This is a genomic window from Emticicia sp. W12TSBA100-4 (assembly GCF_040253585.1).
Taxonomy (GTDB): Bacteria; Bacteroidota; Bacteroidia; order Cytophagales; family Spirosomataceae; genus Emticicia.
In genome coordinates this window covers 325,893-351,430 of record NZ_JBELAU010000003.1, presented here as the reverse complement: position 1 = coordinate 351,430, position 25,538 = coordinate 325,893, and the positions used below count along the sequence as shown (strand labels likewise).

Annotated in this window: 22 protein-coding genes and 1 tRNA gene; 16 read left to right on the top strand and 7 right to left on the bottom strand. The window is 34.7% G+C overall.

Annotated elements, in window-relative coordinates; translation table 11 throughout:
• Positions 1 to 90: 90 nt before the first annotated feature.
• Positions 91 to 1,593, top strand: a complete 1,503-nt coding sequence (locus ABR854_RS05420; protein WP_350264346.1) for a hypothetical protein — start codon at positions 91 to 93, stop codon at positions 1,591 to 1,593.
• 393 nt (positions 1,594 to 1,986) lie between these two features.
• Here ABR854_RS05420 and ABR854_RS05415 read toward each other — a convergent pair whose 3' ends face one another.
• Entirely contained in the window at positions 1,987 to 3,249 is a 1,263-nt protein-coding gene (locus ABR854_RS05415; protein ID WP_350264345.1) for an asparagine synthetase B, read from the bottom strand.
• 269 nt (positions 3,250 to 3,518) lie between these two features.
• Between ABR854_RS05415 and ABR854_RS05410 the strand changes: the two genes are divergently transcribed.
• Positions 3,519 to 4,763: an ABC transporter permease gene (locus ABR854_RS05410; RefSeq protein WP_350264344.1), complete on the top strand. Its 1,245-nt coding sequence runs from the start codon at positions 3,519 to 3,521 to the stop codon at positions 4,761 to 4,763.
• A 175-nt stretch (positions 4,764 to 4,938) separates the two neighbouring features.
• Positions 4,939 to 6,150, top strand: coding sequence for a WG repeat-containing protein (locus tag ABR854_RS05405; RefSeq protein WP_350264343.1), 1,212 nt, complete (start codon positions 4,939 to 4,941; stop codon positions 6,148 to 6,150).
• A gap of 2 nt (positions 6,151 to 6,152) precedes the next feature.
• On the opposite strand, the gene ABR854_RS05400 is transcribed toward ABR854_RS05405, so the two are convergent.
• The 3 genes from ABR854_RS05400 to ABR854_RS05390 all read right to left on the bottom strand — a co-directional run bounded on the left by ABR854_RS05400 (position 6,153) and on the right by ABR854_RS05390 (position 8,524).
• A complete protein-coding gene (locus ABR854_RS05400; protein ID WP_350264342.1) occupies positions 6,153 to 7,190 on the bottom strand; it encodes a serine hydrolase domain-containing protein in 1,038 nt (345 codons plus the stop codon).
• Between the two features lie 45 nt (positions 7,191 to 7,235).
• Positions 7,236 to 7,571 (bottom strand): DUF6984 family protein, encoded by a 336-nt coding sequence (locus ABR854_RS05395; RefSeq protein ID WP_350264341.1) that lies wholly within the window; start codon positions 7,569 to 7,571, stop codon positions 7,236 to 7,238.
• 230 nt (positions 7,572 to 7,801) lie between these two features.
• Positions 7,802 to 8,524, bottom strand: coding sequence for a hypothetical protein (locus tag ABR854_RS05390; protein ID WP_350264340.1), 723 nt, complete (start codon positions 8,522 to 8,524; stop codon positions 7,802 to 7,804).
• 116 nt (positions 8,525 to 8,640) lie between these two features.
• On the opposite strand from ABR854_RS05390, the gene ABR854_RS05385 reads away from it, so the two are divergent.
• The 9 genes from ABR854_RS05385 (at position 8,641) to ABR854_RS05345 (ending at position 19,180) form a co-directional block, all read left to right on the top strand.
• Entirely contained in the window at positions 8,641 to 9,954 is a 1,314-nt protein-coding gene (locus tag ABR854_RS05385) for a cryptochrome/photolyase family protein (RefSeq protein WP_350264339.1), read from the top strand.
• Between the two features lie 78 nt (positions 9,955 to 10,032).
• Positions 10,033 to 12,966, top strand: coding sequence for a PD-(D/E)XK nuclease family protein (locus ABR854_RS05380; protein ID WP_350264338.1), 2,934 nt, complete (start codon positions 10,033 to 10,035; stop codon positions 12,964 to 12,966).
• Between the two features lie 12 nt (positions 12,967 to 12,978).
• The gene (locus ABR854_RS05375; protein WP_350264337.1) at positions 12,979 to 14,103 is read left to right on the top strand and encodes a DegT/DnrJ/EryC1/StrS family aminotransferase; all 1,125 of its coding nucleotides are present in this window, start codon (positions 12,979 to 12,981) and stop codon (positions 14,101 to 14,103) included.
• Between the two features lie 25 nt (positions 14,104 to 14,128).
• Positions 14,129 to 15,025: a glycosyltransferase family 2 protein gene (locus ABR854_RS05370; RefSeq protein ID WP_350264336.1), complete on the top strand. Its 897-nt coding sequence runs from the start codon at positions 14,129 to 14,131 to the stop codon at positions 15,023 to 15,025.
• A gap of 33 nt (positions 15,026 to 15,058) precedes the next feature.
• On the top strand, positions 15,059 to 15,826 hold the full coding sequence (locus tag ABR854_RS05365) for a class I SAM-dependent methyltransferase (protein ID WP_350264335.1): 768 nt from the start codon (positions 15,059 to 15,061) through the stop codon (positions 15,824 to 15,826).
• Positions 15,827 to 15,977: 151 nt separating this feature from the next.
• Positions 15,978 to 16,062 (top strand) — tRNA-Ser (locus ABR854_RS05360).
• A gap of 76 nt (positions 16,063 to 16,138) precedes the next feature.
• Positions 16,139 to 16,372, top strand: coding sequence for a 4a-hydroxytetrahydrobiopterin dehydratase (locus ABR854_RS05355; RefSeq protein ID WP_350264334.1), 234 nt, complete (start codon positions 16,139 to 16,141; stop codon positions 16,370 to 16,372).
• A gap of 300 nt (positions 16,373 to 16,672) precedes the next feature.
• Complete coding sequence (locus ABR854_RS05350) at positions 16,673 to 17,971, top strand: APC family permease (RefSeq protein ID WP_350264333.1); 1,299 nt, start codon at positions 16,673 to 16,675, stop codon at positions 17,969 to 17,971.
• A gap of 63 nt (positions 17,972 to 18,034) precedes the next feature.
• On the top strand, positions 18,035 to 19,180 hold the full coding sequence (locus tag ABR854_RS05345) for a trans-sulfuration enzyme family protein (RefSeq protein WP_350264332.1): 1,146 nt from the start codon (positions 18,035 to 18,037) through the stop codon (positions 19,178 to 19,180).
• Positions 19,181 to 19,276: 96 nt separating this feature from the next.
• On the opposite strand, the gene ABR854_RS05340 is transcribed toward ABR854_RS05345, so the two are convergent.
• Positions 19,277 to 19,417: a hypothetical protein gene (locus tag ABR854_RS05340; RefSeq protein WP_350264331.1), complete on the bottom strand. Its 141-nt coding sequence runs from the start codon at positions 19,415 to 19,417 to the stop codon at positions 19,277 to 19,279.
• Positions 19,418 to 19,617: 200 nt separating this feature from the next.
• Positions 19,618 to 19,752 (bottom strand): hypothetical protein, encoded by a 135-nt coding sequence (locus ABR854_RS05335; RefSeq protein WP_350264329.1) that lies wholly within the window; start codon positions 19,750 to 19,752, stop codon positions 19,618 to 19,620.
• Between the two features lie 251 nt (positions 19,753 to 20,003).
• Between ABR854_RS05335 and rsmI the strand changes: the two genes are divergently transcribed.
• Positions 20,004 to 20,672 carry a 16S rRNA (cytidine(1402)-2'-O)-methyltransferase gene (gene rsmI, locus ABR854_RS05330; RefSeq protein ID WP_350264328.1) on the top strand — a complete coding sequence of 223 codons (669 nt, stop codon included), beginning with the start codon at positions 20,004 to 20,006 and terminating at the stop codon, positions 20,670 to 20,672.
• Positions 20,673 to 20,702: 30 nt separating this feature from the next.
• Positions 20,703 to 21,626: a sterol desaturase family protein gene (locus ABR854_RS05325; RefSeq protein ID WP_350264326.1), complete on the top strand. Its 924-nt coding sequence runs from the start codon at positions 20,703 to 20,705 to the stop codon at positions 21,624 to 21,626.
• Here ABR854_RS05325 and ABR854_RS05320 read toward each other — a convergent pair.
• On the bottom strand, positions 21,623 to 22,393 hold the full coding sequence (locus tag ABR854_RS05320) for a glycine-rich domain-containing protein (RefSeq protein ID WP_350264325.1): 771 nt from the start codon (positions 22,391 to 22,393) through the stop codon (positions 21,623 to 21,625). The genes ABR854_RS05325 and ABR854_RS05320 overlap by 4 nt on opposite strands.
• A 108-nt stretch (positions 22,394 to 22,501) precedes the next feature.
• On the opposite strand from ABR854_RS05320, the gene fabG reads away from it, so the two are divergent.
• Complete coding sequence (gene fabG / locus ABR854_RS05315; RefSeq protein WP_350264324.1) at positions 22,502 to 23,248, top strand: 3-oxoacyl-[acyl-carrier-protein] reductase; 747 nt, start codon at positions 22,502 to 22,504, stop codon at positions 23,246 to 23,248.
• 194 nt (positions 23,249 to 23,442) lie between these two features.
• The gene (locus ABR854_RS05310; RefSeq protein WP_350264323.1) at positions 23,443 to 25,530 is read left to right on the top strand and encodes a vWA domain-containing protein; all 2,088 of its coding nucleotides are present in this window, start codon (positions 23,443 to 23,445) and stop codon (positions 25,528 to 25,530) included.
• The last annotated feature ends 8 nt before the right edge of the window (positions 25,531 to 25,538 follow it).

Sequence of the window (25,538 nt, the reverse complement as noted above, 5' to 3'; positions counted from 1 at the left end):
CACAAAATTTTAATATATACTATTTCTGTAAACTTAATTTAGAACCTGATTGGAGCATTTTTCAAACAGAAATCTTAACAATTAACCAAAATGAAGTCTAAACTAATTTCCGTGCTAACTTTAGCAATACTTTTACCTTTTGTAGGGTTTGCTCAGCAACTTAATTCAAAATGTAATTTACTTCCCTACTCAATCTTTAAAGCAGCATCGGATAAATCACCCGTCGTATTAAAGGTACTTGGTACAAGTCCACAATTTGGTGAAATTCCTAAGCATACGGGTGTATCTGCTTATAATCATTTAAAGTCTGTTTATAAAAAGAATACCAAAAATAGTAGAGCTGAAATTGATGACTTGTTACAAGCATTAGGTTATACTGGCTTCAATGACCCAGCTTTTACAAGTAAAAGTTTAATTCCAGAAACTCTTCCTGCTGGAACAATCGGTTGGATGGGTGCATATTCTCGTGGACACAAATACGCATGGTCAACATTAGGAAATGCTTTCCCAACTTTCAAAGTTTATGCTAAAGGCGGTGATTGTTTCCTTTATATCATGAAAAAATGTGGAAATGCTTTCTATCCACCAGCACCTAATTGCCCAGTTAGCCCTTGCCCATGCCCAGAAGGCTATACTTGTAATAGCCAAGGATGTTGTGAGAAGACTCCTATCGTAAATTTTTGTAAAACACAAACAATCAATATTACTGGTACAGGACAAGTAAGTAGTGGTGATGTGATGACAACCAGTAAAACAATGGAAATTGTGGCTGTCAACTCAACTTCTGGTAGCACAAAAGGTTTACTTTTAGGTTCATATCCAGTTTCAGTTCGCTCGACTTATGATTTTAATGTGAAAGGAGAAGCTCAGTATTCTAAAACTGTTGAGGTTTGTACGGATGTAAATTCTGCTCCAGCACCAATGAATCTATCATTACCGCTAAACTTAAATTATAAAATTACTAAGAATGATGTTTTGGTTGGTGATGGTGAAAAATTATATTTAAATGTAACAGATGACCAATTCAAGGCTTTGAGCAAAGCATATAAAGCAGTAAATGTAACTTCAACATCAACTCCAAATTTAGAAGTTGCGGCTAAGAAAGTAAGCTCAAGTACAGCAACCGAAACAGCTTCAAGCACCTTTGGTGGTAGCGACCCGAAATGTGCTGACCAAAAAATTAATTTCTTTGGCAAAACGGAAATCAAAGATGGTAGCGTAAAAAGTGCCACAAATGACGTGACTATCATTGGTGTTTATAAGAAAACAGGTAAATTGGACAAAGGTGAAACTCCAGAAAAATATCTTTGTCTTGGAAGTTTCCAAGTTCCTGTAAAATCTGCTTATGAATTTACAACTTCTGGTGGTAGCGATGTTTCTAAAATCTTAAGAGTTTGTACCAAAGATGGTGTTGCTCCTGCTGACCAAAATATCAATGTTCCTGTGAAAATGACTTATAATTTCACAAAACAAGATGTTAGTCTTGGGGATTACAATAAAATTTATGTTACTCTTACAGAAAAACAATACAAAGCTTTAAGTAAAAACTATAACCGTTGTTGCACCGAAGGTGGCGAAGGTAAGTGTAATTAAAAAATAAAAGTATATGAGAGAAGCCCTATTCAAATTTTGAGTAGGGCTTCTTTTATGTTTATAGAGTTTAGTTTCTTTAATCCCTATAAGGTTTCAACCCTTGTCAACTTTGTAGTTGGATACTTTGGAAAAAAGCTCCACTTCAATTACGGAGATAATTAGGCTTAGACTTTTTTCAGTTGTTAAGACGGTAATTTCTTTTCCTTTATTGTAAGGAAAAGTACATTATTTGGGATAACGATAATCAGGCATTTTTAGATGAAGATTCAAATTAGAGTTGGTTCCTCGTAACGTTGGTAAGGTTTCAAACCTGACGCTATTGCTGAGCTTCGCTATAAAAAAAAGCCCCACTTCGATAATCAAAGTGAGGCGGGTACTTGTTTATTGGAGTTTTTAGGTCTTTAATTTCTTCTTCTTTGCCGCTGGGAAAAGTACATTATTTAAAATCAAACGATAACCAGCAGAATTTGGATGAAGATTCAAATCGGTTGGTTCTTCTCCAACGTAATGTTGATAATCTTCGGGGTCGTGGCCACCATAAAAAGTCCAAAAGCCCTTTCCTGCTGTTCCATGTATGTAACGAGCTTCACCAATTGAACGATTCTCGGCAAGCGTAATTACATCGGGTCTAATGTATTGTTTTTTGAATGCAGTAGTTTGACCCATAAAACCTTTAATCAAATTTGCGTGGTTTTGTGTAAGCATTGTCGGAATTGGGTCCCACTTTGCTGAGAATTGGAACAGCGAAAAATAATCATTGTTCTCGGTTACACCACGTTCTTCTTGCTGATTATCAATGCTTGAAAATTCCATTTCATAAGGATTGGTAATTAGCCTGAAATCTTTAAAGGCAAAACAATTATCATATTTTAGTTTACTTTCAGCATTTGGGTCTGCACCGTCACCGTCGTAAGGAGCTTCTACAATATCAACTCCGTCAGCCGCCAAAGCAATATCGAAAGTATCGGTTGCATTACACATTGCAAACATATAACCACCCCCGAACACAAAATCTCTGATTTTTCTTGAAACTCCTAATTTCAAATCAGGTATTTTTGTATAACCAAATTTCTTAGCAATTGTTTCGGCTTCTTGTTTTTGTTCTTGATACCACGCTTGTCCACGCATACGCAAGAATTTCCCGAATTGCCCCGTAAAATCTTCGTGGTGGAGGTGGAGCCAATCGTATTCAGGAAGTTTGTTTTCTAAAACTTCTTCATCAAAGATTTTATCGTAAGGAATTTCGGCATAAGTAAGAACTAATGTAACGGCATCATCCCACGGTTGTGTAGTTTTTGGTGAATAAACAGCAATTTTGGGAGCTTTGTTCAATTTTACCGCATCCATGTTAGCATCATTCGACGCAATTATGTTCAAAATCGATTGCGATTCTGCTTCCGAAATTACTTCATAGCTCACACCACGAATCACACATTCATTGATAAAAGTTTGCGAAGCTGTAAATAAAAAGCTCCCACCTTTATAATTAAGTAGCCATTCAACCTCAGTTCCATGAGTTTTTAATAGCCAAAATGCTATCCCGTAGGCTTTCAAATGATTTCGTTGAGTTTCATCCATCGGAATCAAAATGCGATTAGCAAAAAGATTAGATGATAACGAAAACGTCAACAGTACTAATAGTGTCAGTTTCTTCATTATTTTCTATAAAAATTATGTATTCAAATGTAGCAATCTTTATACCAATTATCAACGAAATTGCTATTTGATTATTAGTTGAAGCTCAATGAATTTTTGAATGACATTCTATAATTACAACTCATTTAACAGAAAAAGAAGTGAATGTGTTTAAAAAAATGATAAGCGGTTGAATCACCTACCTTAATCGTTTGTGCTTTTGAAAACTCTTGATGAATTTTGTATCATTGAAATCTAAGTACAAAACGTACTAAATTTAAGGTAAAAACATGAATTTAAAAGAAAATGTCAGCGAAGGTTTACGCTCTATCAAGGGTAATATGCTTCGTACTGTACTTACTGCTTTAATTATTGCGATTGGTATCACATCGTTAGTAGGAATCTTGACAGCTATTGATGGAATGCAAAGTTCGGTCGATAATAGTTTTGCGGGGCTTGGTGCAAACTCTTTTGATATAAAAGGCCCACGAATGTTTCGCCGTAGAAGTGGGGGTGTAAATGACAAAGATTTTCCACCCATCGAATACCGTGAGGCAAAGCAATATAAACAGCTTTTTCAAGCAAAAAACTCTGGTGCAACCGTCAGTATTTTTACGAGTGTAACTGGTGCTGCTCAGTTAAAATATAAATCGATTAAGACAAATCCCAATAGTTTGATTCGTGGAATTGACACTGATTACCTGGATATGAAGGGTTATAAATTGACGGCTGGCCGAAATATAAGTGATAATGACATTGATTTTACAAATAATGTAGTGATTTTGGCTAATGAATTGGCCGTTTCACTATTTCCAAAGGAAAGCCCGATTGATAAAGAAATTTCATTACTCGGTTTAAGGTTCAAAGTAATTGGTGTTTTAGAGAAAAAAGGAAGCATTACTGGTGGAGGCGATGACCGTGTGGCACTTGTTCCGCTTGAAACAGGTCGTCAAATTGCTGGAAATAGAAAATTGACTTTTGATATTACAACTTCGGTAAAAAATGTTTCAGACATGGATTACATTATTGGTGAAGCCGAAGCTGTCATGCGTAGAGTTCGGAAAGATGCAATCGGAAAATCTGCTTCGTTTGAAATTGAGCGTTCTGATGCACTGGCAAAAGATTTTGAAGAGGTAACTGGCTATTTACGAGTAGGTGGGTTTGGAATCGGAATTATCACGCTCTTGGGAGCAGCCATTGCTCTGATGAATATTATGATGGTTTCGGTTACGGAACGAACTCGTGAAATAGGAATCAGAAAAGCCATTGGAGCTACTCCATTCAAGATTCGTTTGCAGTTCTTGATGGAAGCAATTGTGATTTGTATTTTAGGTGGAATTGCAGGGATTATCATGGGAATTGGTATTGGAAACGTGATTGCCAAGCTTATAAGCGATAAAAGTAGTTTCATAATTCCGTGGGCTTGGATAATGATGGGCTTTGTTGTGTGCGTATTTGTGGGTATTTTATCTGGATTTTATCCCGCTTACAAAGCCTCAAAACTTGACCCGATTGAATCTTTGAGATACGAATAATTGAAGTGATTTCAATAAAATAGTTTTTAAAAGCCTCATATTCTTAGAATTATGAGGCTTTTTTGTGCTTAGTAAAAATTAAAAAATTATTAAGCGGATACATTTGGCATAATGTTTGGCATATCAAATAAAAGCACCTGAAAGGTTTTTAGGTTGACTATTACAATATTTTGCTATGAGAATAAGTGTATTTATAGGTTTGATTAGTGTTTTTGGTAGCTTGTGTTTCAATACTTTAGCTCAAAAAGAACACATTGAAGAACCGATTGCTCCTAAAAGAGAAAGTATCGGCCTTTTTTTCTATGATGGAATGGCCAAAGTAAATATCGGAGGAAAATTTGGTTTTATTAACCGCCAAGGTATTTTGCAGATTCCTTGTCAGTTTGATAAAGTATCAGATTTTAAAGACGGACTCGCAATTGTCACCGAAAATAATCGTCATAGTTTTATTCGTACAGATGGCTCGTTACTCACGCCCTTGATTTTTGATAAATGCGAGCCTTTCTTCAATGGTTTTGCAATGGTAAGTTTCCAAAATAAATATGGTTTTATTGATAAAAATGGAAAAATTGTAGTTTATCCACGCCATGATTTTGCAATGGGCTTCAGCGAAGGTTTGGGCTTAGTTGGCAAAGATGGTCACAACGGATATATAGATGCTAAAGGAAAATTAGTTATTGATTATCAATTTGAGTTTTCATTGCCATTTTCAGAAGATTATGCAGTATTTATGAAAAATGGTAAGTTTGGGTACATTAATAAAAAAGGTAAGGTCGTAATCGAACCGAAGTATGATTTGGCAAGTTCGTTTCACGAAGGAGTTGCTTCTGTGAAGTTGGATAACGTAGCTGGAGCCATTGATAAAAAAGGAAATTTTGTAGTAAAACCCAGTTATCAGACTGTTCGTAGTTTTAAAGAAGGTGTTGCGGTGGTGATGAAAAACAATAAATTTGGCGTAATTGACCACCAAGGGAAAGAAATAATATCACCACGTTACGATTTATTGGATGATTTTGAAGACGGTATTGCGGTTTTTAAAGCCAACAAAAAATATGGTTTTGTAAATCAACAAGGTTATGAGTTTATTCCTGCTACTTTCGATAAAGCCAGTGCATTCGACCAAGGAATGGCCGCTGTTAAACTCAATGGTAATTTTCATTACATAGATTTACAAGGTAGAATTGTTTATACTTCTCCGCTCGACCCAAAGTATGACGAAGAAAGCAACATAGTTTTGGCCAAACTCGACAAGAAAAAAGGCTACATCGATGGAAAAGAAAAAATCTTAGTCAGCCTTGACGATTCGTTTTCGCCAGCCCGTGTGGTATTATTGATTAATAGTAATGAGTATGTAATCAGTAGTACAGGAACCCTTACGTCAAAATAAATTTATTTGAGTGATTTTCTCACATAGTTAAGTATTTCGGTATGGTATCTGAATGCTTTGTCTAATTCTTCTGGATGCCAAACAAAATTATCTAAGATAACAAGGCTCGTTTGCGTTTCAGGAAAATAAAAATTCATCGAAATAAAACCTGGAGTATATCCAGTTTGTCCGAGTTGAAGTAATCCTTCTTTATCATCAACCGTAATTCCGTAGCCATATTCAGTTTTTCCAAATAGTGGATGTTGACGCACAGCTACTGGTTGTTTGGTTTTCATCATCTGAAATGTAGCTGGTTTAAATAGTTTCCCTGAATACAGCCATTCGTTCCATTTTACTAAATCATCAATAGTAGAAATAAATCCGCCCGCAGCTGGATAATTTTCAAAAGTCGCTGTCTCAAATACTAAATTTCCGTTTTCTTGCTCAGAATATCCTTTAACTAAATTTTTGTACTTTTTTAAGTTTGGGTGAAATGTGTTTAGCATTCCACACTTCTTGAAAAGTTCGTCTGCAAGTTGTGCAAATGATTGCTGTGTGACACTTTCAAGAATCTGTGCCAGCAAATCATAGCCAATTTGTGAATACGCATATTGTGTGCCTGCCTTAAATGAAAGAGGTTTATTCAATGCCGTAATTCCGTGCGTATGAGTCAAAAGTTGATGAATTGTGACTGAATCTGACCAAGTAGCCATTAAATTAGGCAGATAGCTTTTGATAGGTTTGTGTAGTTCAACCTTTCCTGCATCAAATGTACGTAGCATTAAGGCTGCCGTAAATTGCTTACTGATTGAACCAATGACAAATTGGTCATTGCGTTTTAGCAGAGTTTTCTTTTCATTATCAGCAAAACCTTTTATTTTAAAATATTGTATTTTTCCGTGATTTACAATTGTGATGATTCCATTAAAAGGTTTCGTTGATTTTGTATTTATCAAAGAGTCAATTTGATTCGATAAGATAGTTTTATCTTGTCCAAATGAATTTTGAAAAGATAGATAACCAAAAAATAGAAAGTAAATAAGTGATTTTTTTAATATCATTTTGCGTGATTTTAGCACAGGTTTTCAACTTGTTAAAAAAAATGTTTAGTCTGCAAAAGTCAAATCTTCAGGCTTTGGGAAAGTAATCAATTTTGAGAAATCAACTTTCCAAAAATCTAAGTCAAGTAATTGATTATTAATACATTGTGTGAGTGTAATTATAACTTCAGTTCCATCTGAATCTATATATTTTGCTTGAATGAGGTCATCTTTATAAGGTGAAATATCAGGGTTTCCCATGCTGATACTTCCCATTTTCCCTCCTTCATATTCTTCAACGTCTTCATTGATTGGGTATTGTTCTGTATTTAGCCCCAATTTTTCCAATAAAAATATGATTAAATTTCGTTCGTTTTCTCTGATTTTTCTGCGTTCCTCCATTGAATTGATGATAATTTTCTTCAAAATTAACGAATTATTGGCTTAAATGGCAAAAAAAGAGCAGATAACCGTAAAATTATCTGCCCTGAGAATTGAATATTTGAAATCAACTTACTCATGTATTACGAAATCTGAATCCTTGAGACTCTTATTTGCTTTGATAGATTGTAATTCTGAGGTAATATCTCCCAAGAATTATCGGCACTGAGAATTGAATATTTGAAATCAACTTACTCCTTTATCACGAAATCTGAATCCTTGAGACCCTTATTGACCTTAACAGATTGTACTTCCGAGGTAATGTCTCCCATTTGTCCTGCACTTCTTTTGGTTTGCGATGGCAACATTACATCAACTCCTTTGAATTTTTTGTAGTTTAGGTAATAAACATTATTCTCAAATTTTCCTCTTGGAGTTTCGTTCATTGAATAAGTTTTTACCTTTAAACCCGATTCAACATCATAAAAATCATTCCATTTTTTTCCGTCGGCAGTTGCAAGTTCAAGTTTGTAAGCATCTTTGTCTCCAACTTTTTCTTTGCCAACAACTGTACGAGTGATTCCCATTTTGTCATACAATGTTTCAGAAAATGGGTTGCTTCTCATTGCCGCCATTTGAGCTTCTTTCCCTTCCATCGGTGGGCGATTCCCTCCACCAAAACTACTACCACTTTTCATTTTGTTTCCATCATAAATTGTGCTCATCACTTCGTTACCGTTTGCATAAACTGACATTGCGTAGCGGTCTGGAAATTTGAATTTCATTTCGGTTTCTGATGTACCTCTTTGGGTTTCGCTTGTGCTACTGATGGTTAAATCTTGAATTTTTGCGATAGCATCTTTACCACCGATGGCTGTTAAATATTTCTCTATGATTGCATCGGCACTTGGTGTATCTTGTGCAAAAGCCCCGAAAGTGATTAAAGAAAATGCGGTTACAATTAGTTTTTTCATTGTTTTTTAATTTTGATTGAATTTGATGTTTAGACAAACAATTTACCCAAATGTAAAGTTTTTATTTTAATGTGCATACAAAAAAAGGATAGAAGTATATAAAAAACTGATAAATAATGACAAAAGAAAAAGTGGCCATTTTTTGGTTTCGCCGTGACCTCCGTTTAGAAGATAATGCTGGACTTTACCATGCTTTGAAGAGTGGATATAAAGTTTTGCCGATTTTTATTTTTGATAAAAATATCTTGGATAAACTCGAAAACAAGAAAGACCAACGAGTTGAATTTATTTATAATGCATTGGCTGACGTAAATGAGCAACTATTGAGTTTTGGTTCGTCATTATTAGTGAAGTTTGGATACCCTTTTGAGATTTGGAAAAATTTAATTTCAGATTTTGAAATTGCCGAGGTTTATACCAATCATGATTATGAGAAATATGCCATTGAACGAGACAAGCAAATAGGAGAGATGCTCAATGCCAATGGTACTGCTTTTTATACTTTTAAAGACCAAACGATTTTTGAGAAAAATGAAGTTTTGAGTGGAGCAGGTACACCCTACACGGTTTTTACACCATACAGCCGAAAATGGAAAGAAACCCTCAATGAGTTTTACTTGAAATCATATCCAACTGAAAATTATTTTCAGAACTTCATAAAAACAGAACCATTCAAATTTCCAACTTTGACAGAAATTGGATTCGTTGAAACGGGTAGCATTTTTCCGAAGAAAGATTTGCGTGAAGAGTTGATTAAAAAATATGATGAAGTAAGAGACATTCCATCCATTCTCGGAACAAGCCGATTAAGTGTACATCTTCGATTCGGAACTGTCAGTATCAGAAAACTAACTCAGAAAGCAATCGCTTTGAATGAAAAATGGTTGAATGAACTCATTTGGCGAGATTTTTATATGAATATTCTTTTTCATTTTCCGCATATCAGCGATGGGCATTCTTTCAGAAAAGAATACGATACTATTGTTTGGCGAAACAGCGAAGTAGAATTTAAAAAATGGTGCGAAGGAAAAACTGGTTATCCGATTGTAGATGCTGGAATGCGTGAACTCAACGCAACTGGTTTTATGCACAATCGAGTCAGAATGATAACCGCCAGTTTTTTGATAAAACATTTACTGATTGATTGGCGTTGGGGCGAAGCATATTTTGCTGAAAAATTAATGGACTTTGACTTTTCAGCAAATAATGGTGGTTGGCAATGGGCATCGAGTAGTGGCTGTGATGCCGCTCCGTATTTCAGGATTTTCAACCCAACGTCACAAACTCAGAAATTTGACCCCGAATTGAAGTACATAAAAAAGTGGATTCCCGAATTGAATAGTTTTGAATATCCTCGTCCGATTGTTGACCATACATTTGCCCGTGAACGAGTATTGAAAGCTTACAAAGATGCCTTAGATAAAAAGTAGAATGATTTGCTACTTCGAGCCGAAGTGTGTATTTTTGGTTGAGGGTTCTCGCCCTAAATCATTAGTAATCCAACAAAGATGACATTTCTTAATCAATCGGCTCAGTATATTTTTGATAAGCACCCACTCGCACAACTGAAAAATATTTGTGTGGTGTTGCCGAGTCGTAGAGCGGTTTTTTATTTTAAACAAGCCTTAGCAAAATTATCGGATGCTCCATTTATCTCACCTGAGATTCTTGCCATCGATGATTTTGTTATGCAGATGTCTGGTGTCAACCAAATTGATGCAGTAAGTTTGCTGTTTGAGCTCTATGAAACTTTTAAGAAATATGACCCCGAAGTAAAATTTGAAAGATTCATTTCGTGGGCTCCAACGCTTCTCCGAGATTTTGATACGATTGATTTATATTTAGTTGATAATCCAAAGTCAATTTTTGAGTACATGAGTGAGGCGAAGGTTTTGGAAAGATGGAACCCTGCCCAACTTCAAAATGGGAAACCCGAATATCAGATAACTCCTACGATTGATAAATACTTCAAGCTTTTCGAGAATATTTACAATGTTTATGCTGATTTACAAAAAGCTCTAACCGAAAAAGGCTTGGCTTATCGTGGAATGGCCTATCGTATTTTAGCAGAATCGGTAAAACAACTTCTCATTGAGAAAAATGAAAATTCGATAATCTTTGAAAAATACTATTTTGTAGGTTTCAATGCTTTAAGTGCATCCGAAGAAAAAATTATAGAAACACTCGTAAAAACCAATAGAGCCGAAACTCTCTGGGATGCAGATACTTATTTTATGAGTCCTGAATATAACCATAAAGCAGGAACACTTTTGCGGTCATATAAAAATAGTGGAAGATTTGGTAAGTGGAATTGGCAAACGGATGAGTTGCTCAAAGGTGAAAAAGAAATGCGAATTATTGGAGTAGAAAATGCAACACTCCAAACAAAAATTGCGGGACACCTCTACGCTGATGCAGTTGCTGAAAACCCTGATGTACCAACTGTGATTGTATTGGCTGATGAAAATTTGTTGCAGCCAGTGATGTACTCACTCAACGAACGAATCTCTGATTTCAATATTACGATGGGACTTTCATTGCGTGGTTCAATGTTGTTTACATTAATTGACGCAGTTTTTGAACTTCAACAAAATATTGCTGAGTTTAAAACCAAAGATGGTGGGACAGTAAAAATGCCAAAATTTAGTCACCGTCATATATTCAAAGTTCTGAATCATCCTTTTATTCGCCGTTACGAACAAATTAAATATGCGGCGGAAATTCAATCAAAATCTCAGGAGCGAACAGTTTTTAGAAAAACTCTTTCTGAAATTTTAAGAGCCAATAAGGTTTACCTAAGTCAAGACGAAATGTTGGAGCTGGGCGAAAACGAACCTATTTTCAAAATTCTGTTTTCTCGCTGGGGAGATAATCCGCAAAAAGCACTTTTTGCATTTTATGATTTAATAGATGAACTCCGTAATGTTTACCGAGACTCAAACGACGCTATTGAAACAGAGTATCTATATTTATTTCTGACTATTCTGCATCGTCTTGAAAAAATACTATTTCAAAATCGAGAGTTAAGTCTTAGAAGTTTCAAGCATTTTCTATATGAATTAATTAAACAAGAGAAAATCCCGTTTAGTGGTGAACCTGTTTCAAATCTACAAATAATGGGTATGCTCGAAACTCGTTGTTTGGATTTTGAACGAGTGATTATTTTGTCGGTCAATGAGGGAACTTTGCCAGCTGCTAAACATGTCAACTCACTTATTCCGTTTGATGCTTGTATTGAGTATCACCTTCCTGTGCATTCCGACCAAGATGCTGTGACGTCGTATCACTTTTTTAGATTATTGCAAAGAGCCAAAGAAATTGATATTTTATATGTGATTCCAAATGGCGAAGGACTTGGAGGAGGAAGCAGTGAGAAAAGTAGATTTATTTTACAAATAGAAAATGAGTTGGTAAAAGAGAATAAAAATATTAAATTGTCGTACCCAAAAATTAGTTTCGGGAAGGATACTGACATTGAAGTTTTTAATAAAATTGAGATCTTCAAGAATGAGGAGATTCTTCAAAGTATTAGTAAGTTAATTTCTGAGAAAGGGATATATCCAACATCGCTTAGCAATTATCTGAAATGTTCGCTTCAATTTTATTTTGATAAAGTAGCCAAGATTTCAAAGCGTGAAGAAATAGATGAAAATTTCGGGGCGGATGTTTTCGGAACTTGGATTCATAATACTTTAGAAAAAATTGACAAAGATTATGGGCCAATAATTTTTGAAGAAAATATTGAAAAAATTATAAGTGAATTAGAAGAGCGACTTGATTATGCCTATCAAGAAAAGTTTGGAGGTTTTGTGGTAGAGTCAGGTATGAATTATTTATTGAAACAAGTAGCTGAACAATTACTAAAAGATTTTTTTGAGAGTCAAAAAGAAACACAAAGTTTTCCAATAGAAGTAATTGAAGCCGAGCAGTTGATTGAAGTTGTTTACGAAAAATTAATTTGGGGCAAACTTCAGAAAATTAAAATTGCTGGACGCATTGACCGTATTGAAAGAGAAGGGAAAATGCTGAAAGTAATCGACTATAAAACTGGAAAAGTAGTGGCTAAAGATTTAGAAACTCCGAAAGACCTAACTTTGGAAGAAGTACTACACGACCCAGATAAAGAAAAATTACGCCAGCTTTGGCTGTATCAATACCTTGTCACAAAATCAATGAACGAGCGAAAGCTAATCATTGGTGGAGAAAAGTTTGAAAATTATGGCGTGACAGCTAAAATTTATTCATTCCGTAATTTAAAGGAAAAATTAGAAGTAAATTTGAGTTTTGAAAGTAACCCAACGATTTTTGGTTTTATAGAAAAGTCAGAAGAAATTCTGACTCAGATCATTACCGATTTATTGAATCCAGAAATACCATTTGTCCAAACTACAGAAATCAAAACTTGCGAAAGATGCGATTTCAAAGGGATTTGTGGTAAATAAAATTAGTGTATTTTGAAAACTAACATTAAGACTTCATCTAAGGGAATTAAAAATATTCCATTTCTCGACCTAAAGTTGATAAACCGACCTTATGAAAAAGGAATAAATGCTGCATTGAAAAATGCAGTTGCCTCTGGTTGGTTTATATTGGGCGATGAGGTAAAGAAATTTGAAAAAACTTTTGCCGAGTTTTGTAGAGTGAAGCACTGTATAGGAGTTGCCAATGGACTCGATGCGTTGGTGCTTTTGTTAAAGGCATCAAATTTTCCACCCGACTCCGAAATTATAGTTCCATCAAATACTTACATTGCTTCAATCTTAGCAGTCACTTTGGCTGGTTTTAAACCAATATTGGTTGAACCAGATTTAGATACCTACTTAATTGACCCAGCAAAAATTGAGGAAAAAATTACCCGAAATACCAAAGCTATTTTGGTAGTACATCTCTATGGCAAATGTTGTGACATGGAGTCTGTTATGAGGGTTGCTCACCGATACGACTTAAAAGTTTTTGAAGATGCAGCTCAAGCTCACGGAGCAATTTACCAAGGTAAGAGAGCTGGTAATTTGGCCGATGGTGCAGGTTTTAGTTTTTACCCAACAAAAAATTTGGGAGCAATGGGCGATGCTGGAGCAATCACAACAAATGATGATGCACTGGCTGAAAGACTTAGAGCAAAACGAAATTATGGTTCGGGTAAAAAGTATGTTTTTGATTATCAAGGATTGAATAGCCGTCTGGATGAATTGCAAGCGACTATCCTCAATGTAAAGTTTCCACATCTTGAATCAGAGAATTTTATTCGCCAAAAAATTGCAAACAGATATTTATCCGAAATAAATAACACAAAAATTATTCTTCCTCCAGCTGATACTGCTAATCAAGATGCTTGGCATTTGTTTGTGGTGAGAGTTGAAAATAGAGATAAGTTTAGGAAATATCTGACTGATAATGGAATTGGTTCAGATATTCATTATCCGATTGCACCTCATAAGCAACTCGCTTATCGAGAATGGAATAATCGTACATTTCCGATTGCCGAACAAATCCATGAAGAGATTGTCAGTATCCCACTCAATGTTGTTTTATCCGAAAAAGAAGTAAGTTACATTATTGAGAAAATAAACAAATATTAATTGTCCAAAAGAAGAAAATTATTGAATGATTAACGAAAAAACAAAGTTACTCTCAGTCGTAATACCTGTATATAAAGGAGCAAAAACCATTGCTCATCTTGTAGAAACTTTGCAGGTAGAACTGAAACAATACGATTTTGAAATAATTTTAGTCAATGATGGAAGTCCCGATGATTCTGAAAAAGTATGTAAGATTTTAGAAACCCAAAACTCAAACCTAAAGTTTTATTCTCTACGGAAAAATTTTGGGGAGTTCAACGCCGTTATGTGTGGCCTAAATCATGTAGAAGGAAATTACGCAGTTATCATCGATGATGATTTTCAAAATCCACCCTCTGAGATTATTAAATTAGTTGAGAAAGCCCAGTCAGGAAATTTTGATGTTGTGTATAGTTATTATGCCGAAAAGAAACATCATTTTTTCAGAAACTTTGGAAGTTGGCTCGTCAATCGACTTACTACCTCATTACTTCAAAAACCAGCCGATTTATATTTGTCGAGTTTCAAACTTATTAATTTTGAGGTAATCCAGGAAATAATAAAATATAAAGGGCCATATCCGTATATTGATGCACTCATTTTTCGGGTGACAAACAATGTAGACAAAATTCAAGTAGAGCATAATGCTCGAATGGAAGGAGAATCAAACTATACACTCAAAAGATTGATTACTCTTTTTATGACAATCCTTTTCGGATACTCAATCTTACCTGTTCGTATAATTTTGTCGCTGGGAATTGCTTCGTTGATTCTTTCTATATTGTTAGTCATTTTATATATTCTCAGAATTATACCAGATTGGGGAATTGCAATTTTTATTTTTTTTGGCGGAATTCAGCTTACGTCACTCGGTATCATTGGTGAATATGTATCAAAAGCATTTTTATCACAAAACCAAACACCACAGTTTATTGAGAAATAATTTAAGACTATCTAATCAAACCCTAAATAGCAAATGCTTATCAATTATGGCGAGTATCGAATGATGTATGAAGCCGAAGAAAAACTTTGGTGGTACAAAATTCTACATGAAAAAGTCTTGGATGAAATTCAAATTAAATTTCAAGAAAATAAGCAAATCAAAATTCTTGATGCTGGCTGCGGAACGGGTGGACTAATGAGTTTTTTAATAAAGCACGGATACCAAAATATTCAAGGTTTTGATTATTCATCCGATGCTGTAAGTTTTTGTAAAGAGCGAAACCTCAATGTTCAACAAACCGACATAACTAATTTTGAAAGTGTGTTTGAGAAAGAAAGTTTTGATGTAATTGTCAATGATGATGTCGTATATCAATTTGATAACTCCACTATTACGAATATTTTTCATACTTTTCAAACAATTCTAAAGTCAGGTGGAATCATCATTACAAATAATAATGCATTCAGTATTTTTTATGGAACGCACGATATTGCAGTAGGAGGAAAGCAACGATTTACACTATCTGATTTTGAGAAGATTTTCTCAAATCTTCAACTTAAAATCACGCACTACACTTATTGGAGTGTGTTGATATCTCCACTCATTTTGGCAGTTAGGCTCATACAACAAATACAATTGAAGCTGAAATTAATCAACCTGAATAATATTAAATCAGACGTTACTGTACCTTCTGATTTTGTAAATACATTCTTTTATCGAGTTGTGAAGCTTGAGGAAAAGCTGCTTAAAAAAGGTTTTTTTGGAAGTTCTTTATTTTTAGTACTTATGAAAAAACTTTAAAAAAAATAATTTATAAAATATTGATAGTCAACCAGATATAGTTTCGTACGAAAAAAAGTTGAAAAAAAATATGTTTTTTTTTGCGACGCTATTGACATTTAGAAAAAAACGCCGTACTTTTGTATCACAATAAGGCAGTGACCAACAATATAGAGAGATGGCAGAGTGGTCGAATGCGGCGGTCTTGAAAACCGTTGACTCGCAAGGGTCCGGGGGTTCGAATCCCTCTCTCTCTGCACCGAAAGCCGAATCGAAAGATTCGGCTTTTTTTTGTATCTTTACTTTCATATAAACTCAATCATCTCAAACTTTATGTGGCAAGAACAAGATAATCGACTCACTCGCACATTTACTTTCAAAGATTTCTCCGAAGCTTTTTCATTCATGACAAGAGTCGCAATGTTGGCTGAGCAGCAAGCTCATCATCCTAATTGGTCAAATGTTTGGAATATTGTAAAAATTGAGTTAACTACTCACGATTCTGGAAATACAATTACTGAAAAAGACAGAAAACTGGCCGCTGCAATTGATAAATTAATTGATTGAGAGGCAGCAAAAAAACTTATCCACCTGTGTTTGTAACTTGTTGATAATCAGATAGTTATGTCTATTTTTGCTTTTACTATAAGTATTAAAACCCACATTAAAGGATTTTTTTATACGAAAGTTGCAAAAAACGGGCCTAAAAATACGGTTTAAAACGCCTGAGAATTGAATATAAATGCATTTCCTTGTATTTAGTCAAGGATATTTGATTCTCAGTGGTAATAAAACGTACATAATCGTATAAAAAAATCCTAAAACCTATAATTCTGATATACTTTTCATCCTAACTAAAACTATAAAATGTCGAATCTGCTAAAAAAACAAATAAGTCTATTCAGTCTGACTATGATAGCGATTGGTTCAAGTATTGGGTCGGGTATTTTTCGTACTCCATCCGAAATCGCTGGATATTTACCAAGCGAAGGATTAATGCTGTCAGTTTGGATTTTGGGCGGAACAATTGCATTATGTGGAGCATTAACCTTTGCTAAAATTGCAGAACATTTTTCAAAAGTTGGTGGATTTTATGTTTATTTGAAAGAAGCTTACGGCGAACTACCCGCATTTTTATATGGTTGGTCAATGTTGATTGTCATTAATACTGGTTCGTTAGCTGCCCTAAGTTTAGTTTTTACCTCTTATTTAAAAGTATTTTTTCCCGTTTCCGAAAGTATGGAACTCGTAATCGCAATTGGTTCGATTACATTACTTACCATAATGAATATTTTAGGTGTAAAATTAGGTAGCCTTTTTGCCAGCATTTTTACTTCTGCCAAATTACTCGGTATCATATCAGTTATTTTTATTGGATTTTTGTTTGGCACAAACACTGATGTGAGTTTTACTAACATTGATTTCCCAACAAATATGAATAATTTATCACTTATTTCAGCTTTTGGGCTTGCTTTAATTGGCGTAAGTTTTTCTTATGGAGGGTATCAACATGCAACTTTTATTGCAGCAGAGGTAAAAGATGCCAGTAGAATTGTGCCAAAAGCTCTGATTTTAGGTATAATTGCGGTTTGTACCGCTTATCTATTTATCAATTTTGCTTATCTTAAGCTTATTCCAATTACTCAGATTGCGAGTTCAGGTAGTTTAGCCTCAGATGCGATTAGTACTGTTTGGACTCTCGGAGGTAAATTTATATCTTTTTTGATTGTTTTATCTGTTTTAGGAACAATTGGAATTTATATTTTAACAGCTCCTCGCATTTATTTTGCAATGGCCGATGATGGTCTATTTTTTAAGAAGTTTGCTGAGATACATCCTAAATACCATACACCATTTTGGGCCATCATTTTTCAATCAATATGGACTATATTATTATTAATTTTCTGGAAAACCTTCTCAAATTTAATTACTTATGTAGTTTTTGTAGATACAGCTTTCTTTCTATTAACAGCAGCTACATACTTTAAACTTATCAAACAAAAAACACTTATTGGTAAACTTACAGCTATAGTATTTATAGCAATGTGTAGCTTCATTGTTTTAAACACACTTATTGAAAAGCCACAACAAGCCATAGCTGGTATTATTTTTTTAGCTATCGGCTCAGTAGTTTTTCTATATTTTAAAAAGAAAAATATTAAGTGAAGTACATTAGCAAGTATGTAAATGCCTGATAATAAGATTTTTAAATCCAATTATTGATAAAAAATGAACCAATCCTTTATCCTAAATCAGTTAGCTGAAGACCGAGAAAATTATTTTCATGCAGTCGCTCCACCAATTATTCAAACCAGCAATTTTGCCTATCCAACCGTTGATGAATTTAAATTTGCCATAGAAAATGAAAAAGACCAGCACATATATACACGAGGAAATAACCCGACGGTAGATATGCTTTGTAAAAAAATGGCGGCACTCGAAGGGAGTGAAGATTGCCTAATGGTGGGTAGTGGTGCTGCTGCAATCAGCAATGCAGTGATTTCGCAGGTAAATGCTGGTGAACATATAGTGAGTGTGAAGAACCCATATTCGTGGGCTAATCATTTGATGACTAAGATTTTGCCAAGATTTAAAGTTGAAACAACATTTGTTGATGGAACAGATTTTGAAAATTTTGTAATGGCTTGTAAGCCAGAAACGAAGTTAATTTATTTAGAATCTCCAAGTTCATGGACATTTGAATTACAAGATTTAGCTCAAATTGCAGATTTTGCCAAAAGTAGAGGAATTACAACCGTCATTGATAATAGTTATTGTACAGCATTATGCCAAAGACCGATAGATTTTGGCATTGATTTGGTAATTTATTCGGCAACAAAGTATTATAACGGGCATAGTGATGTGGTAGCTGGTGCAATTTGTGGTTTAAAAGAGAAAATTACTCAAATATTTCATAATGAATTTATGACTTTTGGTAATATTCTGGCCCCGCATAATGCTTGGTTGATGCTCCGTAGCTTACGAACTTTGCCAATAAGATTGAAACAATCATCAGAAACAACTCTTAAAGTATTGGAGTATCTGAAAAATTCAGATAAAATTGAACATATTTGGTATCCTTTTAACGATGATAACCCACAAAAAACTCTCGCCCAAAAGCAAATGAAGATGCCGATGGGTATGTTTACTATAGCTTTGAAGAATAGAAATGTATCTGCAATCAAGAAATTTTGTGAATCCTTACAAAACTTTCTAATCGCAGTCTCTTGGGGAGGACACGAATCTTTAATAATGCCTAAATGTGCATTTGTAGAAGCCAATGATCCACAAGTTAATATGCTCCGATTTTATATCGGATTAGAAGAAGCCAGCACAATTATAGAAGATTTAGACAAAAATTTAGCAATATTATAGCTAAAAAGCCATAAATCTAATCAAAAAATAAGCAAAAGCATTCAAGGATACATATTTTGAAATATGTATTGTTTCAATTAAGATGAAAGATAAATCTTAATACCATGAATAAACATTACGAGGACGAGATTGTAAGTTTACCAAATAACCTTTTGGAGCATACAATTCTTTTTCTTCGTTCATGCGGGTCATTAAAAGACCACCGATAGCGAGTGAGGCAATTGTGAGTAATAACATAGTTTTGCACGTTTTATGGTGTAATATTTGTTATTTACTTTATTAAAAACAATGCCAATTAAAAAGCAAGTATTGATTATCAGATTTTTTTATCGTAAAACCTGAAAAAATACACTCGATGATTAGAAAAAATGTTAAAATATTTTTTAAAGAGATGATTTTTAGTGGAATCTTTCAATAAAAACTATTTTTAATCCATTCTAATAGTAATAAACATTACGTGGGCGAGATTGTAAACTTGCTAAATAACCTTTGGGAGCGTAAAGTTCTTCGGTTTCACGAACTTTAGTCATCATGATTCCGCCGATTGCGAGTGCTAATGCTGCTAATAACATGGCTTTATGGGATTTATTAGGATTAAAGGGAAATAATTGATTCAAAAGTAAGTATTAAATATTTATTTGTCAAGTATTTTCAGAAAATTTTGAAAATTATATAACTTTTGAATAATAAATCTTATTGAACGGTGTCATGCAATATATTTTAGGAGAAAAATGTCTTGATTTTATGTGATTAAGTTTTGATATTTTACTGCGATCTTGCGTTAATAGCTATAAAAATTTGTACTTTTGTCGAAAAAAACACTGTGAAACTTGTATTAGTACCAACGCCAATTGGCAATTTAGAAGATATAACCTTACGAGCAATTAATGTTTTAAAATCAGCTGACTTGATTTTAGCAGAAGATACTCGCAATACTGGATTTTTACTAAAACACCTCGAAATCTCGAAGCCACTTCAAAGCCATCATGCTTTTAATGAGCATCAAACGCTCAATAAAGTTATAGAAAGGATTAAAAAAGGTGAAAAAATCGTCTTAGTTTCAGATGCTGGGACCCCCGCAATTTCCGACCCTGGGTTTTTATTAGTAAGAGAATGCCTGCGTAATGAGATAGAAGTAGAGTGTTTACCTGGTCCGACAGCATTTGTTCCTGCTTTAGTAAATTCGGGTTTACCATGTGATAAATTCGTTTTTGAAGGTTTTTTACCTGTAAAAAAAGGAAGACAAACTCGAATGAAAGCATTGGCTGAAGAAGATAGAACGATGATTTTCTATGAATCACCCTTCAGATTAATAAAAACTTTAGAACAGTTTATTGAATATTTTGGAGCAGAGCGTCAAGCATGTGTTTCGAGAGAAATCACAAAGATGTTTGAAGAAAATGTGCGTGGGACATTACCCGAAATTATTGCAAGTTTTGCCAATCGTACGGTAAAAGGTGAAATTGTTATAGTTGTTGCAGGGAAAGAATAACCATTACATAACCTATAATTGAGTTTTAGAATGTTTGAAACCATTAAAAACCTTACCTTAGAGCAGTTTATTATTTTTACTACAACGCCACTTTATACGATTTTAATCGTTGGCGAGATACTTTTGAGTAATTTTCAGCATCGTCATTTTTATACATTTAAAGATACAATTACGAATCTTTATCTAATGATTTTGAACGGTGGTCTCGATTTGCTTTCACGAGGAATTACTTGGGGAATTTTGGCATGGGTCTATCAATATCATTTTATTGAGATTCAAAACCCTATTTTATACTGGTTTTTACTTTTTGTTGCCGAAGATTTTGTGTACTATCTGCTTCATGTGGTTGACCATTATACTCGTTTTTTTTGGGCTTCTCACGTTACACATCATTCTTCTGAACAGTTTAATCTAACAGTTGGGTTTAGGTCTTCGGTGTTTCAGCCGCTATATCGTTTTATTTATTTTATTCCACTTTCATTGCTTGGTTTCAAGGTTGTAGATATGGCAGTGATGTATTCGATTACTCAAATTTATGGAATTTTAGTTCATACAAGCTATGTTCCAAAACTTCGTAAAATGCCTTATAAGCTCTTGGAATACGTATTTGTAACTCCTTCTCAGCACCGAGTTCATCACGCATCAAATACTGAGTATTTAGATAAGAATATGGGTATGTGTTTATCTATTTGGGATAGGTTGTTTGGTACTTTTCAAGAAGAAATTGATGATTTACCAATCAGGTACGGACTAACTTATCCATTAGAGAATCGGGGAGCCGTAAATATTGTTTTTCATGCTTGGGTAGATTTGTGGAATGACCTCCGAAAGCCATCAAACTTTTCAACTAAAATTAAATTACTTTTGATGCCACCTGGCTGGTCACCAGATGGTAGCACGAAAACAAGTAAAGAATTGCGAGAAGAGTTAGCTAAGGAACGAGTAGAGGCTTAATCGCCACCACCGCATCCGCCACAACCTGAGCAACCGCTATCGCCACAACATCCACTATCACCACCGCTGTCAGTATCATGTGAAGTGCCGCAGGAAGAGCAACCACTGCCACCAGTGCTATCATTTGGACTTGATTGATTTTGTGAAGCCTTAACCACTGCGTAAACAATTATGGAAAACACTCCAAAAATTAAAATTGCTATCAGGACTGTTTTTGTTGGGTTTGCTTGTAGAATGATAAACGGAATACAAGAAAAAAGTAGTGTTTTAGAGATAAGTTCAAAGTTTGGTTTTGGTATAACCCAGTTTTTGTGAAGATTTACTCTCTGGAAGTTTATTTCTGAAAAGCGTTTTTGAGTATTATGCCAAATATCATCGGGTGGATAAATGCCAAACTTTTCTTTGTAGAGACTTTCAGATGAATTGTAGTAGCTTTTAAATTTTTCTCTTTCGTTAGTTCCTCCTTTTGTTGGATTATGGTGAATTTGCTGACTGAGAGTGTTTTGACAGAAATCAATCCAGTAGGATTTTGTGAAGGTAAGATGTAAATGCCAAGCTTGGTCAACGGGGTCGGAGGGAGTAACACCCGAATCAGTAATGCAGCAGAGGAAAATAAACTTTTTGTACTCGTCAATTACTCTTAGGGTGTAAATTTTGTTCCAACCATTTTCTCTTGCGAGTCGCTCGGAGAATTTGAAATTGGCAGAATTATCGTCTAATTCAAAGGCTTGAATTTTCTCAAATAATTCCATTTCTTTGTCTGTCATAGGCTGTGTTGTTTGATTTCTATGAAAATTTACGAAGTTTTTCTGAAATCTCAAATGATTAAACCGTAATTTTGAACCGTAATCGTGTAATTTAATATTCTCTTAATAATGACTTTATTACAGAACAAAGTAGCCTTAGTTACAGGTGCTTCACGTGGTATCGGACGTGAAATTGCTAAGAAATTTGCTGAACAAGGAGCAAACGTTGCCTTTACATATTTATCAAGCATTGAAAAGGGTCAAGCTCTTGAGGCCGAACTTGCTGCTTATGGAATCAAAGCTAAAGGTTATCGTTCGGATGCCTCTGATTTTGCTGCTGCCGAGCAATTAGTAACAGATGTAGTAGCTGACTTCGGAACGCTTGATATTTTAGTTAATAATGCGGGTATTACTCGTGATACACTCTTAATGCGAATGTCTGAGGAACAATGGGACGAAGTGTTAAGAGTAAATTTAAAGTCAGTTTTTAACCTTACAAAAGCTGCCACAAAGCCAATGATGAGAGCTAAAAGTGGTTCAATCATCAACATGACTTCGGTAGTTGGCTTAATGGGAAATGCTGGTCAGGCAAATTATTCGGCATCAAAAGCTGGTATTCTTGGCTTTACCAAATCAGTAGCTAAAGAATTAGGTTCAAGAAACATTCGCTCAAATGCTATTGCTCCAGGTTTTATCGAAACTGAAATGACAGGCGAATTGAATGAGAAAGCTTTGGAAGATTGGTTGAAAAATATTCCGCTTAAACGTGCAGGACAAGGCGAGGATGTGGCAAATGCGTGCGTTTTCTTGGCTTCTGATATGTCGAAATATATTACAGGTCAAACCCTCCAAGTAGATGGTGGAATGTTAATGTAAGAAAAGAATAGACGAAAAGCTCATAATAAGTGTCGTCAGGTAGAAGTTTTCTTCTGCTTGACGACATTTTTTTGTATCTTGGCAGAATATTTGAACAGCTATTCTTGTTATAATTGAGTGCTATATCACAATTTTGAAATACTCTTCGACTTGGAATATAGTAGCACCTAATAGACCATCGACCTTATATATAAATGAAATCAGAATTTATTTTTCAATCTTCACCTTGGTTTATTTTACTATGCTTGTTGGCTGGTGGGATTTACGCTTTCGTACTTTATCAAAACAAAAAAACTTTCAGTCCTGTACAAAATCGAATGCTGACCATCATTCGTGGTCTTTTGGTTAGCTTATTGGCTTTTTTGTTAATAAACCCGCTTTTACGCAATAATAAATCTACGATAGAGAAGCCAACAGTGGTATTGGCTGTTGATAATTCATCGTCGATGATGCATGGCGGACAAGCAAAATTAGAAGCATTAAAGAAAAATCTACAACAACTAAAAGAGTCTATCGAAGCAAAAGGTGCGAGTGTCGAAATTCAAAGCCTTGATGAAGAAGCTGATAATAAGAATATTAGTGATATAAAATTCAATAAAAAGAGGTCAGATTTATCGCAAATGCTGGCAAATATCAAGTCGAGTTATGAAGGTAGAAACCTCACTGATTTAATTTTGGTATCTGACGGTATTGCTAATGAAGGTATTTCTCCAACTTACGGCAAATATAACTTTAATATTCATGCAGTCGGATTAGGTGATACAACTCAGAAACGAGATGTGAAACTAAATGCTATTTATGCCAACAGAATTGCTTATTTGAGTAATAAATTCCCAATTCAAGCCGAGGTGTCGAGCTATGGTTTTCAAGGGAAATCAACAACAGTTTTATTGAAACAAGCAGGAAATGTCGTTGATAAACAAATAGTTAGCTTCGATAAGCAAGATGATTTGAAGCAAATTACATTTTATGTAACTGCTCAACAAAAAGGAATGCAACGCTTTACGGTAGAAGTTGTACCGCTAAATGCAGAGTTTTCGACTAAAAATAACGCAAAAGATGCCTATATTGATATTGTTGATGGGAAAGAAAAAGTTTTGCTTGTGGCACTTGCTCCACATCCCGATGTAAAAGCATTGAAAAGTATCATCGAAAAAAATGATTTGTATGAATTGACAATTAAGATTATTCAAAGCGATGATTTAAGTCAAATTGGTTCTCAACCGTTCGATGTTTTGATTTTACATCAATTGCCTGATATTTATGGAATGGGCGGCAATGTGGTAAGTCGATTATTGGCACAAGCGAAACCGACCTTATTCGTACTCGGAAATCAAACGAATATCACAAGCTTTAATGGAATGCAGCAAACACTTTCGATTGCTGCCCAAGCAGGAAAGGCCGATAAAGTGACCGCAAAGTTTAATACTAATTTCAATTTATTTAATCTCGATGGGGATAAACTGAGCCTTTTAGAACGACTTCCGCCTATTTTGGCTCCTTTTGGTGATTATAAACCAACGGCTGGTAGCGAAATTATCCTTTATCAGAGAGTCGGTTCACTCACCACACCTAAACCATTGTTGATTGCCAATACAACTTCCGCTCGAAAATCAGCAGTTTTGGCTGGCGAAGGTCTTTGGCTTTGGCGTCTCGAAGAGTTTTCGTTGACCGATAAACAAGAAATTATTGATGAAGTGGTGATGAAAACCCTTCAATTGATTTCAGTAAAAGATGATAAACGTAAACTTAGAGTTTATCCAATCTCGCCCGATTTCTCAATTGATGAAAAAGTTATCTTTGAAAACGAGGCATATAATGATATTTATGAGAGAATCTACAACCAAGATATTAAATTGGATATCACTGATGAAAAAGGTAAAGTAAGAAGCTTTAGCTACACTACAACGAAAGATAATAGCCGTTTTGAGATTACTGGCTTGCCCGAAGGAGTCTATCGTTACAAGGCATCTACGCAAGTTTTGGGTAAAGGCGAAGTTGTTGATGGGCAGTTTATTGTTCGTAATACTGACTTGGAAAGTCTCAATACAACTGCTGATTTTAATATGTTGCGTACTTTGGCCACTCAAAATAATGGTAAATTCTTTGTGGCGAATCAACTTGAAAAATTGAAAGACTTCTTATCTTCAAATAAAGCTCCAGATAAAGTGACGAGTGTCGAGGAGATGAATGAGTTTATCAATCTGAAGTGGTTTTTCTTTCTATTATTGGTACTTGCCACCGTAGAATGGGGCATACGTAAATACCTTGGAAGTTACTAAAGAGCAAT

Excerpts from the sequence above, each read along its gene's own strand:
- ABR854_RS05365 (WP_350264335.1), top strand. The coding sequence starts at position 15,059 with ATGCTTATCAATTATGGCGAGTATCGAATGATGTATGAAGCCGAAGAA.
- ABR854_RS05405 (WP_350264343.1), top strand. The coding sequence starts at position 4,939 with ATGAGAATAAGTGTATTTATAGGTTTGATTAGTGTTTTTGGTAGCTTG.
- ABR854_RS05320 (WP_350264325.1), bottom strand. The coding sequence starts at position 22,393 with ATGACAGACAAAGAAATGGAATTATTTGAGAAAATTCAAGCCTTTGAA.
- ABR854_RS05390 (WP_350264340.1), bottom strand. The coding sequence starts at position 8,524 with ATGAAAAAACTAATTGTAACCGCATTTTCTTTAATCACTTTCGGGGCT.
- ABR854_RS05420 (WP_350264346.1), top strand. The coding sequence starts at position 91 with ATGAAGTCTAAACTAATTTCCGTGCTAACTTTAGCAATACTTTTACCT.
- ABR854_RS05395 (WP_350264341.1), bottom strand. The coding sequence starts at position 7,571 with ATGGAGGAACGCAGAAAAATCAGAGAAAACGAACGAAATTTAATCATA.
- ABR854_RS05400 (WP_350264342.1), bottom strand. The coding sequence starts at position 7,190 with ATGATATTAAAAAAATCACTTATTTACTTTCTATTTTTTGGTTATCTA.
- fabG (WP_350264324.1), top strand. The coding sequence starts at position 22,502 with ATGACTTTATTACAGAACAAAGTAGCCTTAGTTACAGGTGCTTCACGT.
- ABR854_RS05350 (WP_350264333.1), top strand. The coding sequence starts at position 16,673 with ATGTCGAATCTGCTAAAAAAACAAATAAGTCTATTCAGTCTGACTATG.
- ABR854_RS05340 (WP_350264331.1), bottom strand. The coding sequence starts at position 19,417 with ATGTTATTACTCACAATTGCCTCACTCGCTATCGGTGGTCTTTTAATG.
- ABR854_RS05370 (WP_350264336.1), top strand. The coding sequence starts at position 14,129 with ATGATTAACGAAAAAACAAAGTTACTCTCAGTCGTAATACCTGTATAT.
- ABR854_RS05325 (WP_350264326.1), top strand. The coding sequence starts at position 20,703 with ATGTTTGAAACCATTAAAAACCTTACCTTAGAGCAGTTTATTATTTTT.
- ABR854_RS05385 (WP_350264339.1), top strand. The coding sequence starts at position 8,641 with ATGACAAAAGAAAAAGTGGCCATTTTTTGGTTTCGCCGTGACCTCCGT.
- ABR854_RS05310 (WP_350264323.1), top strand. The coding sequence starts at position 23,443 with ATGAAATCAGAATTTATTTTTCAATCTTCACCTTGGTTTATTTTACTA.
- ABR854_RS05410 (WP_350264344.1), top strand. The coding sequence starts at position 3,519 with ATGAATTTAAAAGAAAATGTCAGCGAAGGTTTACGCTCTATCAAGGGT.
- ABR854_RS05380 (WP_350264338.1), top strand. The coding sequence starts at position 10,033 with ATGACATTTCTTAATCAATCGGCTCAGTATATTTTTGATAAGCACCCA.
- ABR854_RS05335 (WP_350264329.1), bottom strand. The coding sequence starts at position 19,752 with ATGTTATTAGCAGCATTAGCACTCGCAATCGGCGGAATCATGATGACT.
- ABR854_RS05345 (WP_350264332.1), top strand. The coding sequence starts at position 18,035 with ATGAACCAATCCTTTATCCTAAATCAGTTAGCTGAAGACCGAGAAAAT.
- ABR854_RS05415 (WP_350264345.1), bottom strand. The coding sequence starts at position 3,249 with ATGAAGAAACTGACACTATTAGTACTGTTGACGTTTTCGTTATCATCT.
- ABR854_RS05355 (WP_350264334.1), top strand. The coding sequence starts at position 16,139 with ATGTGGCAAGAACAAGATAATCGACTCACTCGCACATTTACTTTCAAA.